Genomic DNA, 16,552 nt, shown 5'->3' with positions numbered 1-16,552 from the left:
AACGTACCCTGATCTTCCAGACAGACCGAGTCCGGGGACCCGGCTGATGGGGGGAATGTGGAGCTCATCGGTCGGGACGATCAGCTGGAGCTGTTGCGCCGGCTGCTGGCCGAGCCGCGGAGCCAGGGCAGCGCGGTGCTGGTGCGCGGCGCCCCCGGCATCGGCAAGACGGCCCTGCTCGCGGAGACCGCCACCCTCGCCGAGGGGCTCGGCCACCGGGTCCTGCGCACCAGCGGCGTGGAGGCCGAGAGCGACATCCCCTACGCCGGACTCCAGCTCGTCCTGCGCCCCCTGGCCGCGGGAGCCGCCGAACTCGCCACCCCGCACCGGCAGGCCCTGGACACCGCTCTCGGACTCGCCGGAGCCGGAGTCCCCGACGTCTTCCTGGTCGGTCTCGCGGTCCTCAACCTGCTGGCCGACGCCGCCGCCCTCGCACCGGTCCTGGTCCTCGTCGACGACGTCCAGTGGCTCGACGACGCCACCGTCAGCGTGCTGGCCTTCGTGGCCCGCCGCATCGGCACCGAACCGGTCGTCATCGTGGGCGCCGCACGCGACGGCTACCGCTCCCGCCTGAACTCCGACGAACTCACCGCCGTACCCCTGGGCCCGCTCACGGACGGCCAGGCCGCGGAGATCCTGGCGGACCGGGCCCCGCACCTGCGGCCGACCGCGCACCGCCGACTGCTCGCCGAGGCCGCCGGCAACCCCCTGGCCCTGACCGAACTCTCCCGCTCCCTCCGCGCGTCGGCCGATCCGTACATGTCCCAACTCCCGCTCACCGAACGGCTCGAACGGGCCTTCACCGACCGCCTGGAGACCCTGCCCGACATCACCCGGGACCTGCTGCGGATCGCGGCCCTCGACGACAGCCCGTCGCTCCCCGAGATCTACCGCGCCACCCGGCTGTTCACCGGCGCGACCGCCGGAGCCCCGGAACTCGACCCCGCCGTACGCGCCCGCCTCGTCCACGTCGTCGGCGGCGAACTGCGGTTCGGGCACCCGCTGATGCGGTCGGCGATCCACCAGACCATGCCCGCCGGCGCCCGCCACGCCGCGCACGCGGCGCTCGCCGCCGTCCTGTGGGAGCACCCCGACCGGCAGCTGCGGCACCGGGCCGCCGCGGCCGACGAACCGGCGGAGCCGGTCGCCGCCGCGCTGGAGGACGCCGCGCACCGGGCCGCCCGCCGCGGCGGCATCGCGGCGGCCGTCACGGTCCTCGAACAGGCCGCCGCGCTCAGCGAGGACGCCGACCGCCGCGTGGAACGCCTGCTGCGCGCCGCCGACTTCGCCGTCGAACTCGGCCGGCCCGAGACCGTGACCCGGCTGCTGGACCAGGCACTCACCGGCCCGCTCTCGCGCCGCCAGCACGCCACGGTCGTCTGGCTCCGCGGCAGCTTCGACGAGGGACTGCACAGCCACGCCTCGGGCGCCAACTCCCTGACCGCCCTCGCCGAGGAGATGGCCGCCCAGGACCGGGCACTGGCCCTGCGCATTCTGTGGAGCGCCGCACAGCTCTGCTTCTGGTCCGACCCCGGCCCGGAAGGCCGCCGTACCGTCCTGGAGGCCGTGGAGCGGCTGGAACTCGACGAACTCGACCCGTGGCGGCTGGCCATCTGCGCCTACGCCGCACCGGTCGAGCGCGGCACCTTCGTCCTGGAGCGGGCCCGGCACGTCGCCCTGAAGGACGGCGACGACGGCCGCGCCTACCGCATGCTCAGCACCGCCGCGCTCCTCGTCGGCGGCTTCGACCTGGCGCGCGCGTTCTCGGCGGCCGGCGCCGAGCCGCTGCGGGCCCAGGGACGCCTGGGACTGCTGGCCCGCACGGTCGGCGCGGACGCGTGGAGCGCGCTCGTGGTCGGCGACCTCGGCGCGGCCATCGCCGCCACCGAGGAGTCGCGAGGACTCGCGCGCGAGACCAGCCAGACCATGATGTACGCGTTGATGACCGCCACCGCCGCCAAACTGGCCGCCCTGCGCGGCGAGGTGGACTCCGCCCTGGGACTGGCCGAGGAGGCGGAGGAGATCGGGCTGCCCGCCGGGGCGCGTCCGGTGCTGGCCACCGCGTCGATGGCCCGCGGGCTGGCCGCGCTGGGCACCGGGCGGTTCGAGGAGGCCTTCGGGCACTTCCGCCGGCTGCACGATCCGGCGGACCCCGCGTTCCAGGTCGCCCTGCGGCTGACGACCGCCGTCGACCTGGTCGACTCGGCCGCGCACTGCGGGCGGCTGCCACTCGTGCTCCCGGTCGTGGCCGAGCTGGAGCAGATCGCCGCGGTCACCTCCGCGCCGGTGCTGCACGCCGAACTGCGGCTGGTCCGGGCGCTGTTGGCGGCCGGCGAGGACGCCGACCCGCTCTTCGCGGACGCGCTGCGCGCCGACCTCGGCCCCTGGCCGCTGATCAGGGCCCGCACCCATCTGGCCTACGGCGAATGGCTGCGGCGCCGGCGGCGCAGCGTCGAGTCCCGCGACCACCTCCGTGCCGCCCGGGACATGTTCGACGCGCTCGGTGTGATCCCCTGGGGCGAACGGGCCCGCCGCGAACTGCGCGCCGCCGGCGAGACCAGCCGCCGCCGGGCCCCGGACGCCCGCGACCAGCTGACCGCCCACGAGTTGCAGATCGTCCAGCTCGCCGCCGACGGGCTGACCAACCGGGAGATCGGCCAGCGGCTCTACCTCTCGCACCGCACGGTCAGCTCCCACCTGCACCGGATCTTCCCCAAGCTGGGCGTGGCCTCGCGCGCCGAGCTGCGGACGGTGGTCAGCGCCCTGCGCTGACCGGCCCACCACCGCGACCGGCACACCACCGTCATGTGACGCTCGCTTCCACGGGCCCGCCCTTCCTAGCGTTCCAACTGTCCGGACATCGACGAGCGGGGGAGCGGACCCATGGTGGGGAACGGCGGCCGGACCGGGCCGCGGATGGTCGGACGCCACACCGAACGCGAAGCCGTCGAGGAACTGCTCGACCAGGTGCGCGACGGCCTCGGCGGAGTCCTGGTCCTGACCGGCGAACCGGGCATCGGCAAGACCCGGCTCCTTGAGTACGCCGCCGCCCGCGCCGCCGAACTCCGCGTGGTCCGGCTGACCGCCGTCGAACCCGAGACCGGGCTCGGCTACGGCGCGCTGCACCGGCTGCTGCGCCCCTTCCTGAACCGGACGGACCGGCTGCCCGGCCCGCAGCGGGCCGCGTTGGACACCGCCCTCGGCCTGGTGCCGGGACCGCCCGCGGACCGCTACCTGGTCGGGCTCGCGACCCTCACCCTGCTGTCCGGGGCCGCCGCCGACGAGCCGCTGCTGTTCCTGCTGGACGACGCGCAGTGGCTGGACCGCGAGTCGGCCGAGGCGCTCGCGTTCACCGCCCGCCGCGTGCACGCCGACTCCCTGGGCCTGATCATCGCCGTCCGCGACGGGCTCGGGGACAACCGCCTGTTCGACGCGCTGAACACCCACTCCGTGACCGGTCTCACCGAACCGGAGGCCAAGGCCCTGCTCTCCGCGGGCCCCCGGCGACTGGACCAGGACGTGGCCGGCCGGATCGTCACCGGCACCGCGGGCAACCCCCTCGCACTGCTGGAACTGGCCGACGCCCTGAGCACCGAGCAGCTGTCCGGCATCGCCCCGCTGCCCGATCCGCTGCCGGTGGGACAGCTGCTGGAGGGCCATTTCCAGCACCTGGTGCGCACCCTGCCGCCCGCGACGAGAACCCTGTTGCTGCTGCTCGCGGCGGCCCCCTCGGACGACACCGGGATGATGTGGCGGGCCGCCGGGCGGCTGGGGCTGTCCGCCCGCGCCGGCCGGCCCGCGGTCACCGCGGGCATCCTCGGCCGGGACACCCCGACGGCCTTCCGGCACCCCCTGATCCGCTCGGCGGTCTACGCCGGAGCCGGACCAGGCGAGCGCCGCCGCGCGCACGCGGCCCTGGCCGCCGCCTGCGACCCCGTACGGGACGCCGACCGCCGCGCCTGGCACCGGGCCGAGGCCGCCGAGGGCGTGGACGACGCCGTCGCCGACGACCTGGCGGCGGCCTCCGAACGGGCCCGCGCCCGCGGCGGCTACTCCCAGCAGGCCCTGTTCCTCGCGCGCGCCGCCGAACTCACCGGCGACCCGCACACCCGGTCCGAGCGGCTGCTCGACGCGGCGCAGGCCCATCTGATGTCGGGCGACGCGGCGGCGGCCGGGACGGCGCTGGACCTGGCCGGCGCCGGGATCCACGGCCCGGTGATGCGCACCCGGGAACTGCGGATGCGGGCGACCTCCCAGATGTTCCAGATCCTCGTCGCCGACGTCCCGGCGATGCTGATGGGCGCCGTGACCGCGCTCGGCGCGCAGGACCCGCGGTTGACCTGGGAGTTGCTCCGCGAGGCACTGCACGCCGCGGTGGTCGGCCGCGACACCGTACGGGGCACGTCGCTGATCGAGGTCGCGGCGGCCGTCGTCGCCGCCCGGCACGAACCGGACTCCGCGGCACGCGGCCGGGACCTGTTGGTGGAGGGGCTGGGCCGGCGCCTGGCCGAGGGCTACGAGCGGGGCGCGCCCGTGCTGCGCACCGCCCTGGACGAGCTGCGGGTCGGCGGGACGATCGGTGACACCAACAGTCCGTTCGCGGTGATGCTGGCCACGGCCTGCGACGATCTGTGGGACGTCCTGGCCGGGCGGGAGATCGCCGACCGCCTGGCGGCGGCGGACCGCGACGCCGGCGCCCTGTACACGCTGAGCATGACCCTGCTGGTCGAGGCGTACTACCGACTCTGGGACGGACGGTTCACGGAGGCGGAGGTCCGCTACGCCGAGTTCGACGACATCACGTCCACCATCGGATTTCCCGGTGGCGGAGAGATCCACAGGCTTCTCCTGTTCGCCCTGACCGGCCGGGAGGCCGAGCTGCGGACGGCGGTGCGGCTGGCCGCCGAGATGAAGAGACTGGGGCACGGTGTGCTCCAGCTGATGGCGCAGCACGCGCTGGCCCTGTTCGAGGTGGGGCAGGGCCGCTATCGGCAGGCGACGCGGCACGCGCGGGCCGTTTTCGAGAGCGACCCCCCGGGCTGCGGGAATCTCGTCCTCCCGCTGCTCGTCGAGGCCGCCGTACGCGCGGGTGACCCGGACCTCGCCGACGCGGCCCTGGCGCGGCTGGAGGAGCGCGCCCCGCTCGCCGGTACGCCCTGGGCGTTGGGCGCCCTGGCCCTGGGCCGGGCGCTGACGGCGGACGGCGACGAGGCCGAGAAGTTCTACCAGGAGTCCGTCGACCTGCTGGGGCAGGCCCCGCTGGGACTCGAACTCGCCCGCGCCCGGCTGCTGTTCGGCGAGTGGCTGCGCCGCCGCAAACGGCGCTCCGACGCCCGGAGGCAACTGCGCGCCGCCTACGAGAGCTTCGACGCCTTCGGCGCGGTGCCGTACGCCGAACGTGCCCGGATCGAGCTGCTGGCCACCGGGGAGAAGGCCCGCAGGCGGACCGAGGAGGCCGGCCGGTTCGAACTCACCCCGCGGGAGCGGCAGGTGGCCTCCATGGCCGCCTCCGGGCTGACCAACGGGGAGATCGCGACACGGCTGTTCGTCACCGCCTCGACCGTCGAGTTCCATCTCAGCAAGGTGTTTCGCAAGTTGGGCATCACCTCCCGGAAGCAGATCCCCCACGCGATCGGCGAACCGGACCCGGCGGCCGGGGGCTGACCCCGGCCGCCTCCTCCCCGGCCGACTCCTCCCCGACCGCCCCCGCCCGCCCGTCACTGCGGCGCGCTCGCGAAGAAGTCGAGGTAGTGGCGGGCGAGTTCGGCGGGTGCCTCCAACGGGATGTTGTGCCCCGCCCGCTCGATCACCACCGGGGTGACGTCCAGCGCGACCTGGGCCATCTGCTCCCCGGGCTCCTCGGCGAGGTAGGCGCGTCCCCCGACGGCCAGCACCGGGCATTCCAGCGGGACGGCGAACTGCGGCCGGTTCTGGGCTGCGTCGGTCCCGGTCGCCCGGTACAGCTCGAACACCGCGTGGTTTCCGCCCGGTTGCTTCAGCCCCCGGGTGTACTCGTCCTCGTCGGCGTCCGTGTACGCGCTCGGGTCCCACATGATCCGCCGCATGAAGTACGTCCAGAAGGCGCGCTCCCGGCCGGTGATCAGCAGTTCGGGGTAGTGCGGCAGGCCGAACAGCGCGCGGTGCCAGCCGGTACGCGGATCCTCGGCGTCCAGCGGCCCGAGGTCGGGCACGGGCAGGCCGGGCAGTCGCGTCTCCTGGAAGACGAGCTGGACGACGTTCGGGCGGTGGAAGGCCGCCACCGCGTAGGCGACGGCCGCACCCCAGTCCTCGCCCACCACGCGGTACCGCTCGTGTCCCAGCCGGGCCATGAGCCCGGCGATGTCGGCGGCCAGGGTCCGGGTGTCGTACCCCGTCGTGGGACGGCCGGAGCCGCCGAAGCCGCGCAGGTCCACCGCCACGACCGTGTGGTGCGGGGTCAGCAGCGGGATGACGTGGCGCCAGAAGAACATCGTCTTCGGCACCCCGTGGATCAGCACGACCGGATCACCGCTGCCGCCCGTCGCGCAGTGCAGATCGACCCCGCCGACCCGCGGCCGGTGGTGGGTGAGCGGGACACCGGCATGATCCGTCAGCCTCGGTGCGCCGGACGGTGCCGCAGGCCTCGTCACGACCGTCTCTCCTTCTCTCCTGGTGGGCCGGGGTGATGACGGTGGTGGTGACGGTGAAGTGACGCAACGGCTTGTGCGAGCGCCGCCCCGCCGTCATCCGCCGGAACCCGTGTCACGCAGCCTGCTCCCGATCTGCTTGCGCGAGGTGATCCCGAGCTTGCGGAACACCCTGCTCAGATGGAACTCGACGGTCGAGGTGGTGACGAACGACTGGGTCGCGATCTCGGCGTTGGTCAGCCCGGAGGCGGCCAGCACCGCGACCTGGCGTTCCTGCGGGGTGAGGTCGAACCGGGTGTCGACCGTGCGTCTGCGGGCCCGCTCCCCGGTGGCCAGCAGCTCCACCCTCGCCCGCTCCGCGAACGGCGCCGCTCCCCAGGACGCGAAGTCCTCGTAGGCGGACCGCAGTTGGACCCTGGCGTCGGCGCGCCGCCGGCGTCTGCGCAGCCACTCGCCGAACAGCAGGCGCGACCAGGCCAGCTCCACGGCCACCGGGACCTTCCCGAGCCACGCGATCGACTCCCGGTACAGCTCCTCGGCTCCGTCGTCCTCGCTCGTCAGGGCCCGGCAGCGGGCGAGCAGTCCCAGCGCCCACGGGGTCCCGGCCAGCGGAGCGCGCTCCTCCATACGGGCCATAGCCGTCGCGGCGGCCTCCCGGTCGCCGGCCCGCAGCCCGGCCTCGACCATCCCGGCGAGGTTGATGTCGCCGAGGACCAGCGGATCGTCGGCGAACACCGCGAGCTGGGCGTCGAGTGCCTCCCGGTACCGCCCGCGACCGATCTCGAAGATGCTCAGCGCCTGCCCGATCCACCGGTGCATGGAGATCCCCAGCTCCTCGGAGGTGGCCCGCATCGTCGCGACCGCCGCCCGCAGCTCGGCCTCCCGACCGGTCCAGGCGTACAACAGCGCCTTGTGGAAGTCCCCGGGCACGCCGTATCCGGTCGCGGCCAGGTAGTCGTACGACTCGCTGTAGCAGCTCTCGGCGGCGGTGAACCGGCCGTTCCAGATCTCGACGGTGGCGAGGGCGAACAGGTCCATGCTCAGCCCGTAGAGCGCTCCCCGGCCGCGGTCCGCGGTCACCAGCTTTCCGAGGATCTCCCGCTTGGCCTCGATGTCCCACAGCTCGTCGCCCGCGAGACTGACCATGGTGCTGAACGTGTTCTGCTCCTGGAGTTCGCCCGCCGTCCGCAACCGGGCCAGGGCCGCGGCCAGGGCGGGGGCTCCCGCCGCGTAGCCGTAGGCGATCGAGCGCGCCAACGCGGCTGTCAGCGGATCGGCGCTCCCGGCCGGCGACCCCGTGTCGTGCCAGGCGTCGGCGGCGGCCCTGGCGACCTCGTGGGGAGTCGTCCCGGTGATCATCCGGCCGCTGATGATCGCCGCGTGCGTCGCCTCGCGCAGCAGGTCCCAGCTCGCCGCGGGGTCGCCGGGACCCAGGTCGGCCACCGCCGCCAGCAGCATCGCGGGCACCTCGCGGGGACGGGCGCAGACCATCTCGACGGACGCCCGCAGCCCGGTCGCGCGGCCCCGGGCCGCCGGGCCCGCGAGGTCGGGCGTGGCGAGTTCGAGCAGCGGTGTGACCGCGGGCAGATTGCCCGAGGTCAGGTGTGCCGCCGCCGCGTCGAGATACCGCTCGGCCCGCCGGCCCGGACGGGCGGTCAGCTCGGCCGCCCGGGTGAGGACGAGGGCCTGCTCGGAGTAGCCGCCACGCGCGCGGGCCAGGTCGGAGGCGGCTTCGAGCGCCGCGGCCACGTCGTCGTCGGGACCGTCCGTCGCCTCCGCCAGATGCCAGGCGCGGCGCTCGGGGGCGCTGGCGGCGGCCAGCGCCGCCTGGACGTCGCGCAGCTCCTCGGCGGACGCGGCCGAGTGCACCGCCGACCGGATCAGCGGGTGACGGAATCCGGCGGTGGACCCGTGATCCAGTATCCCGGCGGCCACCGCGGGCTCGGCGGACCGGGCGGACAGCCCCAGGGCGCCGGCCGCGCGCCACAGCGTCGCCCGGTCGTCCCCCGGCGCGGTGGCCATGAGCAGCAGCAGGGTCTGGGTGTCGGCGGGCAGCAGCGCCGCCGCCCGCCGGAAGTGCTCCTCCAACTGCTGCTCCACCGGCAGCGGTTCGGGCAGCGGCGCGACCCCGGCCAGCTGTTCCGGGCCCAGGTTCACCGCCAGTTCGAGGAGTGCGAGCGGGTTGCCGCCGGTCCCGGTGACGAGCCGTTCGGCGACCGCCCGGTCCAGGTGCCCGGTCACACCGGTGGTCAGCAGAGCCCTGGCCTCCGGGGCCGCGAGTCCTTCCAGCCGGAGGGCGGGCAGGTCACCGAACACGTTCTGGCCGCCGGTCCCGTCGCGGGCGGCGAACAGCAGCCCGAGGGAGTCGGCGTACAGCCGCCGGCCCAGGAACGCCAGGACCTCCGCCGACTCGCGGTCCAGCCACTGCACGTCGTCGACCAGGCAGAGCGTCGGCGCCGCCGCCGCCGAGTCCGAGAGCAGCGTCAGCGCGGCCGATCCGACCAGCCGGCGGTCCGAGGGCGCCGCCTCGGCGAGCCCGAACGCGCCGCTCAGGGCGTCGCGTTGGCGCTGCGGCAGCACGGAGAGCCGGTGCAGACAGGGCCGTAGGAGCCGGTGCAGCGCCCCGTAGCCGAGCCGGGTCTCGGCCTCGACGCCGACCAGCCTGACGACGGTCAGGTCCTGGGCGGACTCGGCGGCGTACTCCAGCAGCCGGGACTTGCCCACGCCCGCGTCGCCGTGGAGCACCAGGGCCTGGCTGAAGCCGTCACGGACCGACCGGAGCAGTCGGTCGATCGCCGCTCGCTCCGGGAGCCGGCCGACCATGGGCGGCGCGGTCGCGCGGTGGACGCCGGACGACACCATGAAAGTCCCCATTCTTTTCGGCGGCCGGGTCTCAGGCAGCAGCCGTCACGCGGTTGCGGAGCCGGCGCAGTGCGTAGTGCTGGCGGGACTTGACGGTGCCCGGGGGGATGCCCAGGATCCGGGCGGTCTCCTGCACGGTCCTGTCGTGCAGGTAGATGTGGACGAGGACTTCCTGGTGTTCGTCCGAGAGGTGCCCCAGCAGGGCCGCGGTGTCGACCGAGGTGGCCACCGCGTCGGCGTGGTTGTCCAGGAGTGTGCCGGGGTGCTCTACGCCCGGGACCTCGTGGCGGGAGTAGGCGCTGCGTAAGCGGTCGATGGCGAGGTTGCGGGCCACGGTGAGCAGCCAGCCGTGCAGGGAACCGTCGTTGGCGCAGAGCCGCTCGGAGTGGCGCCAGGCGCGGATCAGGGTCTCCTGCACGATGTCCTCCGCGGTGTGGCGCTCGCCCAGGATGCGTTCGACGTAGGCGAGGAGCGGCCTGGAGTGGTTCGCCGCCAGTGTCCCGAGGAGGTGTTCGTGCGGGGGGTGGTGGCGGTGTGCGGGAGCCGGCTCCGGGGTCCGGCCGGGCCCGGTGGCCGCGATGGTTGCGCTGGGCATGACATGGTCCCCTCTGTATCTGTTCCGGGCCGGGAATCACACGGGTGCTTCACGGACACGGGCGCGGGTGCTTCACGGGCACCGGCAATGGGCGCGGGCGCGGGCGACGGGTGCGGGCAACACGCGCGGGCACCGGGCGGCACGGCGACCCGCGCCGCCCGGTTTCCTTCCGCGCGCGACTACTTGGCGAGGAACGCCAGCAGCGCGGCGTTGACCTCTTCGGCGTGCGTCCACAGCAGGCCGTGCGGGGCGCCCTCGATCTCGACGTATTCGGCCGAGGGCAGCAGCGCGTGGAACGGCCGCCCGGTGGAGTCGATCGGCAGGATGCGGTCTCCGGTGCCGTGCAGGATCAGCGTCGGTACGTCGATCTTCGCCACGTCGGCCCGGAAGTCGGTGATCCAGGTGGGCACACAGGCCACCGACGCGTGCGCCGACGCGCCGGCCGCCACGTTCCAGCTCGCCCGCACCGCCTCTTCGCTGATCCGGCTGCCGAGCGTCTCGTCCAGGTTGTAGAACGCCTCGTAGAAACCGGTGAAGTAGGCGTAGCGGTCCTTGGTGACCGCCTCCAGGATGCCGTCGAAGACGGACCGGTCCACACCGCCCGGATTGTCGTCGGTCTTCACCAGGAAGGGTTCGAGGGAGGCGAGGAAGGCCGCCTTGGCGATCCGCTGCGAGCCGTACGTGCCCAGGTAGCGGCCCACCTCCCCGGTGCCCATGGAGAACCCGACGAGCACCGCGTCGGTGAGGTCGAGACCGGTCAGCACCGCGTCGAGATCGGCGGCGAAGGTGTCGTAGTCGTAGCCCGTGGTCGGCTGCGAGGACCGGCCGAAGCCGCGCCGGTCGTAGGTGATGACCCGGTGGCCCGCCGCCAGCAGGGCCGGGAGCTGCTTCTCCCAGGAGTGGCCGTCCAGCGGGTAGCCGTGGATCAGCACGACGGGCTGCCCGCTCCCGTGGTCCTCGTAGTACAGCTCGATGTCGGCGGAGTTCTCCCGCCCGGTGGTGATGTACGGCATGTCGGTTCCCTTCGTGGCTCTGGTGGACCGGCGCGCGGCTACGGCGCCGCTCGGTCAGGAGGTGGCGCGGGCGGCTGCCTCGATGATGTGCGCGGTGGCGTCGGGGTGCGACACGAGGACCGCGTGCGAGGCGCCGCGGACCACCTCGGTGTGCGAGCCCGCGCGGAGTGCCATCGCCCGCTCGGCGGCCGGCGGGATCGCGCGGTCGGCGCCCGCGACCAGGAACCAGGAGGGGATGGTCCGCCAGGCCGGCGTGCCGCTGGGTTCCGCGAACGCGGCCAGCGCGACCGGCCGTTGCCCGGCCGCCATCAGCCGGGTCCTGGCGGCCGGCACGTCGGCGGCGAACACCTGCCGGAAGGCCGCGGGGTCGACGTACGCGTCCTGCCCGCCCGGGAACGGCCGGACCGTCAGCGCCGACGGCAGCTCGCTGCCCGGGTGCTCCCCGAGGATCGCCAGACCGGACTCGCCCTGGTCGGGAGCGAACGCGGCGATGTACACGAGGGCCTTGACGTTGGCGTGGCCCACCGCGGCGTCGGTGATGACGGCACCGCCGTAGGAGTGGCCGACCAGGACGACCGGCCCGGGGATGGTGTCCAGGACGCTCGACACGTACGCCGAGTCGCCGGCCAGGCCGCGCAGCGGATTCGCGACGCCGAGCACGGGATACCCCTGCCGTTGCAGCCGCGCCGTGACCGCGTCCCAGCTGGACGAGTCCGCGAACGCGCCGTGGACCAGGACCACGGTCGGCTTCGGCGCGCGCGGCGCGGCCGACGCCGTCGCGGTGTGCGCGGCCGGCGCCGGGTCGGCGGGCGCGGCGGCGGACAGCGCCGGCACCGCGAGCAGCGCCCCGATCGCCAGCGCGGTGAGCGTGGATCTGCCGCGGCGTCCGCCGCCCGCGAGGGACCGGACGGGTTTCGTGCCTGTCATCTCTGCTCTCCTCGACATTCCTGATTCCTGCTCCTTCGAGGTGGACCGGCTCACAGGGCCGGCGGTGGTCCGGTGACGCGCAGGTGGAAGGCCTCGGCGGAGGCCACGACCGCCGCGAGGTCGAACTCGGGCGGCAGGTCCCCGGCCTCGGCCACCGGGGTGCCGTTGGCCCGGAAGTACTCCTCGATGCAGGCCGGGCTGAACAGCACCGCTATCCGCGCCCCTTCGGGCGAGCGCACCAGATAGCTGTGCGGAACCCCGCGCGGCCCGTACGCCACCTGTCCGGGCACCAGGTCGTGGCGCTGGTCGCCGACGAAGAACGTGACCTCGCCGTCGAGGACGAACCAGACCTCCTCCTCGTCCTCGTGGACGTGGTGCGGGGGCGCGTGGCCGACCGGGTCGGCGAACTCCATCAGACTGAGCCGGTTGTCGGTCGCGGTACCGGGCAGCAGGATGCGGGCCTGGCCGCCGAGGAACCAGAAGGGTTCGCGCTCGGCCGTCGGGCCGAAGGTGGGGAAGAAGCCGGTCATGTCGCTCCAGACGTCATCGGTGGCTGCCCAGGAAACGCAGCAGCATGGTGGTCATCTCTTGGGGGTGCTCCTCGTAGAGCCAGTGGCCCGAGTCGGGTACGACGGCCCCGGTGACGTGGGTGGCGTACTGGCGCACCTGCTCCGCGACCGACGAACCGAGGCTCCCGGAGGCGCCGATCGCGAGCACCGGCATGGTCAGCGGCCGTTTCTGGAACTTGGCGTTGTCGGCGATGTCCTGCGGGAACGTCCTGAACCACGCGAAGCTCGCCTCCAGGTGCGCGTAGTCGCGCAGATAGGAGGAGAAGACCCGCAGCTCGTTCGGGGTCAGGGCCTCCTTGTGTACGGCGATCTCCCGCATGAAGCCCGACGTCCAGGTCAGTTCGCGGCCCCGGATCAGACTCTCGGGGAGGCCGCTCTCCAAGGCGAAGAAGCCGAAGTGCCAGGCTCCGGGGCCCTGCGCGGTCAGCGACGGGAACCGGTAGATCCCCGGGTCGGGGAGGGGGGCCTCGCTCAGCACGAGCTTCCTGACGGTGCGCGGGTACTGCGCCGCGTAGGCGTAGGCGACCATCGTGCCGATGTCGTGGCCGACGACGTTCACGTCCTGGTCCTTGCCGAGCGACACCAGGAGCGCGTGCAGCGTGGCGGCCATCGTCTTCTTGTCGTAGCCGGACGCCGGGGCGTCGCTGCGGCCCGCGCCGGGCAGGTCCGGCGCGACGACGGTGTAGTGCTCGGCGAGCGCGGGCATGACGGCGTGCCACTCGTACCAGGTCTGGGGGTAGCCGTGGATCAGGACCAGGGTCGGGCCGTGGCCGCCGATCACGTAGTCGATGCCGGTCCCGGCGACCCGGGTCCGGTGCTCGCTGAAGCCGGCGGGCACGTACTCGCCGGCCGGGGCGGCGGGCCCGGCGGAGGCCGAGGCCGTGAGGGTGGTCGCGCCGAGACCGAGGGCCAGGGCGAAGACCGCGGCCACCAGGCGGCGCGATCTGGACAGGCGGAATCTCACGGATGTCTCCAGGGACGTGGGGGGAGGGGGAGGCGGGCGGGCACCGGCCGGTTGCGGTTGCGGTTGCGGTTGCGGTTGCGGTTGCGGTTGCGGTTGCGGTTGCCGTTTCCGTGCCGTGCAGTGTTGTGCCGTGCCGTGGGGTGCCGCTCAGAGGGATTCGACGAGGCCGCCGTCGATGACGAAGTCGGCGCCGGTGATGTTCGCCGCGTGCGGACCGGCGAGGTAGACCACGAGGTCGGCCACCTCGGACGGCCGGGTGAAGCGGCCGGTCACGGACTGGTCCGCCGCACCGCGGGCCACCTCCCGGGGATCGACCCCCTGCGACCGGCCGACCTCGGCGGCGACCCCGTCGGCGCCCTGCCACAGCGCCGTCTCCACCGGGCCGGGACCGATGGTGTTGACCCGCACACCGCGCGGCCCCACCTCCTTGGAGAGGGCCTTGCAGAAGTTGGTCAGGGCGGCCTTCGCCGCGCCGTAGTCGATGACCAGCGGGTCGGGCAGCCGGGCGTTGACCGAGGAGACGGTGACGATCCGGCCCGCTCCGGTGGCGAGCAGGTGCGGTAGCGCGGCCCGGGTGGCGCGGACGGCGGCCATGAGGTTGACCGTGAACGTCCACTCCCAGTCCTCGTCCGTCACACCGAGGAAGCCGTCGACACGGGGCCGTACCGCCCCGACGTTGTTCACCAGGACGTCGACCCCGCCGTGCAGGGCCACGGCCTCGGCGACCAGCGCGGCCGGACCCCCGGGCGTCGCGAGGTCGACCTCCACGACGGTCAGCTCGGCGCCCTCCTTCACCTGCCGGTCGAGGGCGTCGGTGCGTTCCCGCGAACCCGCCACGACCCGGGAACCGGCCGCGAGGAAGGCCTCGACGACGGCCAGGCCGATGCCGCGCCCGGCGCCGGTGACCACCACGGTCCGTCCGGCGAGGCCCGCGCCCGCGTCGGACGGACCGGCGGTCGGGGGACCCGAGCTCATCGCCCGGTCCCCAGGTCCTGCCCCCGCAGCCAGGTCAGAACGGTGTCGGCGACCTCGCGCCAGCCGCCGTCGATCGTCAACGAGTGCCCCCGGTCGGGGAAGTTGACGATGTCGGTGACGGCCTCGGAGTGCCGGTACTGCTTGAGGGTGGCCCGGGTGACGACCTCGGGCACGGTGTGGTCCTTGCCGCCGGAGACCAGCAGCAGCGGACCGCGCCCGCTGTTGTCCGTGTCGACCTTCGCCGGCGAGTGCGGGTTGAAGTTGGCGGAGGCCGCCTCGTACAGCGGCTTGCCCGGCGCGGGGATGGTCCAGCGCTCGTAGAGTGCCGCCGACTCCTCCTCCGAGACCGCGTTGCCGAACGCGAACCGGAACTGCTCCGCGGTCAGCGAGACCGCCCGGCGCTTGTTGGCCGGGTTCTTGAAGACCGGGAGCGTCGCCCTGAGCGCGGACAGGGGCAGCGGCAGTACGCCCTTGATCTGCGCGGCGTCGATCGCGACCGCCGCGGCGGCGCGGTCCTGGCCGAGCAGCTTCTGCGCGATCATTCCGCCGAACGAGTGACCGATCAGGACGGGTCGTGCGGGCAGTGCCTCGATCAGGGCCGCGTAGTGCTCCACGACGTCGTCGATGCCGTAGCCGGCGATGCTCTCGGGGTTCTGGCGCGCCTCCTCGACGGTGGCGGGGTCGCCGGGCCAGCCGGGTGCGGACGGGTCGTAGCCCTCCGTGCGGAACAGATCGATCCACGGCTGCCAGGAGGTGCTGTGCAGCCAGAGCCCGTGGACGAAGACCACGGGAAGGGGAGCGGTCATGGCGGGGCCTTTCGTGTGTGGGTGTCCTCACCCGGCGTGTACTCACGAAACCGGAAACCGCGGTGCCCTCGCACTGGGGAAGCACCCCAGTGGTTCAGGGGTGGACGCCGAACGGCCCCAGGACACCCGCGTCGATCCGCAGGGACTCCAGCAGCGTCCACGCGTTGTCCCGCGTGAAGACGTCGGCGGCGGCGAGGACCCCGGTGTACTTCGCGGCCACGGGGGCCGCCGCCGCGTCCGCGACCGCGTCGAGGAAGGTCTTGAAGATCGCCCACGAGTTGCCCTGCGCGCCGTACTTGGCGAAGAACGGGGCCGGGTCGACGGAGGCGATCGCGGAGCGGGTACTGGCCTCCAGGTCGTCCATGTACCGGATCTGGAGGGCGCCGTCCGCGCGGACCCCGAGCCGCCCGAGATGACCGCCGACGAACGTCTGCCACGGGTAGTTCATCGCGATGCTCTGGGCCCTGATCCAGTCGGGGATGTCCTGGGAGACCGCGAGGTTCTTGAACGGCACCCAGCCCGGATACAGGACGTCGACCAGCATCAGGGTCTCGTACTCGGGCGCGTGGACGAAGATGTTGTCGGGGGAGTGGTTGGGGCCGTGGTACGCCAGGTGCAGGGTCTCCCCGCCGACCCTGAGCCGGTACGTGTCGTGGAACGTGACCGTCGGCAGCGGACGGTTGGGGTCCGCCGCGCGGGCCAGCAGGCCGGCCGTCGCGGCGTGCGAGACGCGGACGACGTCGGTGCCGAAGAGGCCGGCGGCGCCGATGTGGTCGGCGTGCGAGTGCGAGTAGACCAGGTGCGTGACCTTGCCCGGCCGGCCGTTGGCCCGGGTGACGTCGTCGATGGCGCGGAGCAGGTTGTGCCCGATGGTCGGCGGCGCGTCGACGAGGACGACGCCTCGCGTGGTCGTCAGGAACATGGCCTGGTAGTAGGAGTCCGTGACCCAGTACAGGTTCCCGGCGATCCGGCCGACGTGATAGCCGTCCGCGTTCGGCGCGGGCCCGACCGAGGCGGCCGGGATCGGCGCGAAGTCGGGCAGGCCGTCCGTGTCCGCGTGGGCGGGCGCGGCCAGGGCGCCGACGAGACCGGCGGCGGCCGGGACGGTGAGCGCGCCGGCGGCGCCCTTGAGGAATCCGCGGCGGCCGGTCGGGGGCCGCAGTTCGGAAGACATGGGGAGCTGGAGGCCTTTCGGGTGGGGGACCGATGACCGTC

At 73.8% G+C, this 16,552-nt stretch carries 12 protein-coding genes; 2 read left to right on the top strand and 10 right to left on the bottom strand.

All coding sequences use genetic code 11. From position 1 onward, the window contains the following. Positions 1–57: 57 nt before the first annotated feature. Together ACIQPR_RS17470 and ACIQPR_RS17465 are read left to right on the top strand one after the other, a co-directional pair. Positions 58–2,772 (top strand): ATP-binding protein, encoded by a 2,715-nt coding sequence (locus tag ACIQPR_RS17470; RefSeq protein WP_403648637.1) that lies wholly within the window; start codon positions 58–60, stop codon positions 2,770–2,772. 111 nt (positions 2,773–2,883) lie between these two features. Then, a complete protein-coding gene (locus ACIQPR_RS17465; protein WP_403648634.1) occupies positions 2,884–5,664 on the top strand; it encodes an AAA family ATPase in 2,781 nt (926 codons plus the stop codon). A 53-nt stretch (positions 5,665–5,717) separates the two neighbouring features. On the opposite strand, the gene ACIQPR_RS17460 is transcribed toward ACIQPR_RS17465, so the two are convergent. The 10 genes from ACIQPR_RS17460 to ACIQPR_RS17415 form a co-directional block, all read right to left on the bottom strand. Continuing rightward, a complete protein-coding gene (locus ACIQPR_RS17460) occupies positions 5,718–6,629 on the bottom strand; it encodes an alpha/beta fold hydrolase (protein ID WP_403648631.1) in 912 nt (303 codons plus the stop codon). Between the two features lie 93 nt (positions 6,630–6,722). Continuing rightward, positions 6,723–9,488 (bottom strand): AAA family ATPase, encoded by a 2,766-nt coding sequence (locus tag ACIQPR_RS17455; RefSeq protein WP_403648628.1) that lies wholly within the window; start codon positions 9,486–9,488, stop codon positions 6,723–6,725. 31 nt (positions 9,489–9,519) lie between these two features. Further along, entirely contained in the window at positions 9,520–10,083 is a 564-nt protein-coding gene (locus ACIQPR_RS17450; protein ID WP_403648625.1) for a sigma-70 family RNA polymerase sigma factor, read from the bottom strand. A 179-nt stretch (positions 10,084–10,262) separates the two neighbouring features. Then, a complete protein-coding gene (locus ACIQPR_RS17445; protein ID WP_403648622.1) occupies positions 10,263–11,096 on the bottom strand; it encodes an alpha/beta fold hydrolase in 834 nt (277 codons plus the stop codon). A 54-nt stretch (positions 11,097–11,150) separates the two neighbouring features. Next, positions 11,151–12,023, bottom strand: coding sequence for an alpha/beta fold hydrolase (locus tag ACIQPR_RS17440; RefSeq protein WP_403648619.1), 873 nt, complete (start codon positions 12,021–12,023; stop codon positions 11,151–11,153). 50 nt (positions 12,024–12,073) lie between these two features. Beyond that, complete coding sequence (locus ACIQPR_RS17435; protein ID WP_403648616.1) at positions 12,074–12,553, bottom strand: cupin domain-containing protein; 480 nt, start codon at positions 12,551–12,553, stop codon at positions 12,074–12,076. 13 nt (positions 12,554–12,566) lie between these two features. After that, on the bottom strand, positions 12,567–13,556 hold the full coding sequence (locus tag ACIQPR_RS17430) for an alpha/beta fold hydrolase (RefSeq protein ID WP_403648613.1): 990 nt from the start codon (positions 13,554–13,556) through the stop codon (positions 12,567–12,569). 147 nt (positions 13,557–13,703) lie between these two features. Next, on the bottom strand, positions 13,704–14,531 hold the full coding sequence (locus ACIQPR_RS17425; RefSeq protein WP_403648610.1) for an SDR family NAD(P)-dependent oxidoreductase: 828 nt from the start codon (positions 14,529–14,531) through the stop codon (positions 13,704–13,706). Beyond that, the gene (locus ACIQPR_RS17420) at positions 14,528–15,337 is read right to left on the bottom strand and encodes an alpha/beta hydrolase (protein ID WP_403648607.1); all 810 of its coding nucleotides are present in this window, start codon (positions 15,335–15,337) and stop codon (positions 14,528–14,530) included. The genes ACIQPR_RS17425 and ACIQPR_RS17420 overlap by 4 nt, the downstream gene beginning before the upstream one ends. A 94-nt stretch (positions 15,338–15,431) precedes the next feature. Further along, complete coding sequence (locus ACIQPR_RS17415) at positions 15,432–16,511, bottom strand: MBL fold metallo-hydrolase (RefSeq protein ID WP_403648604.1); 1,080 nt, start codon at positions 16,509–16,511, stop codon at positions 15,432–15,434. Positions 16,512–16,552 lie beyond the last annotated feature (41 nt).

This window comes from Streptomyces sp. NPDC091280 (genome assembly GCF_044768565.1).
GTDB lineage: Bacteria > Actinomycetota > Actinomycetes > Streptomycetales > Streptomycetaceae > Streptomyces.
This window is presented reverse-complemented; position numbering and strand designations above follow the sequence as displayed.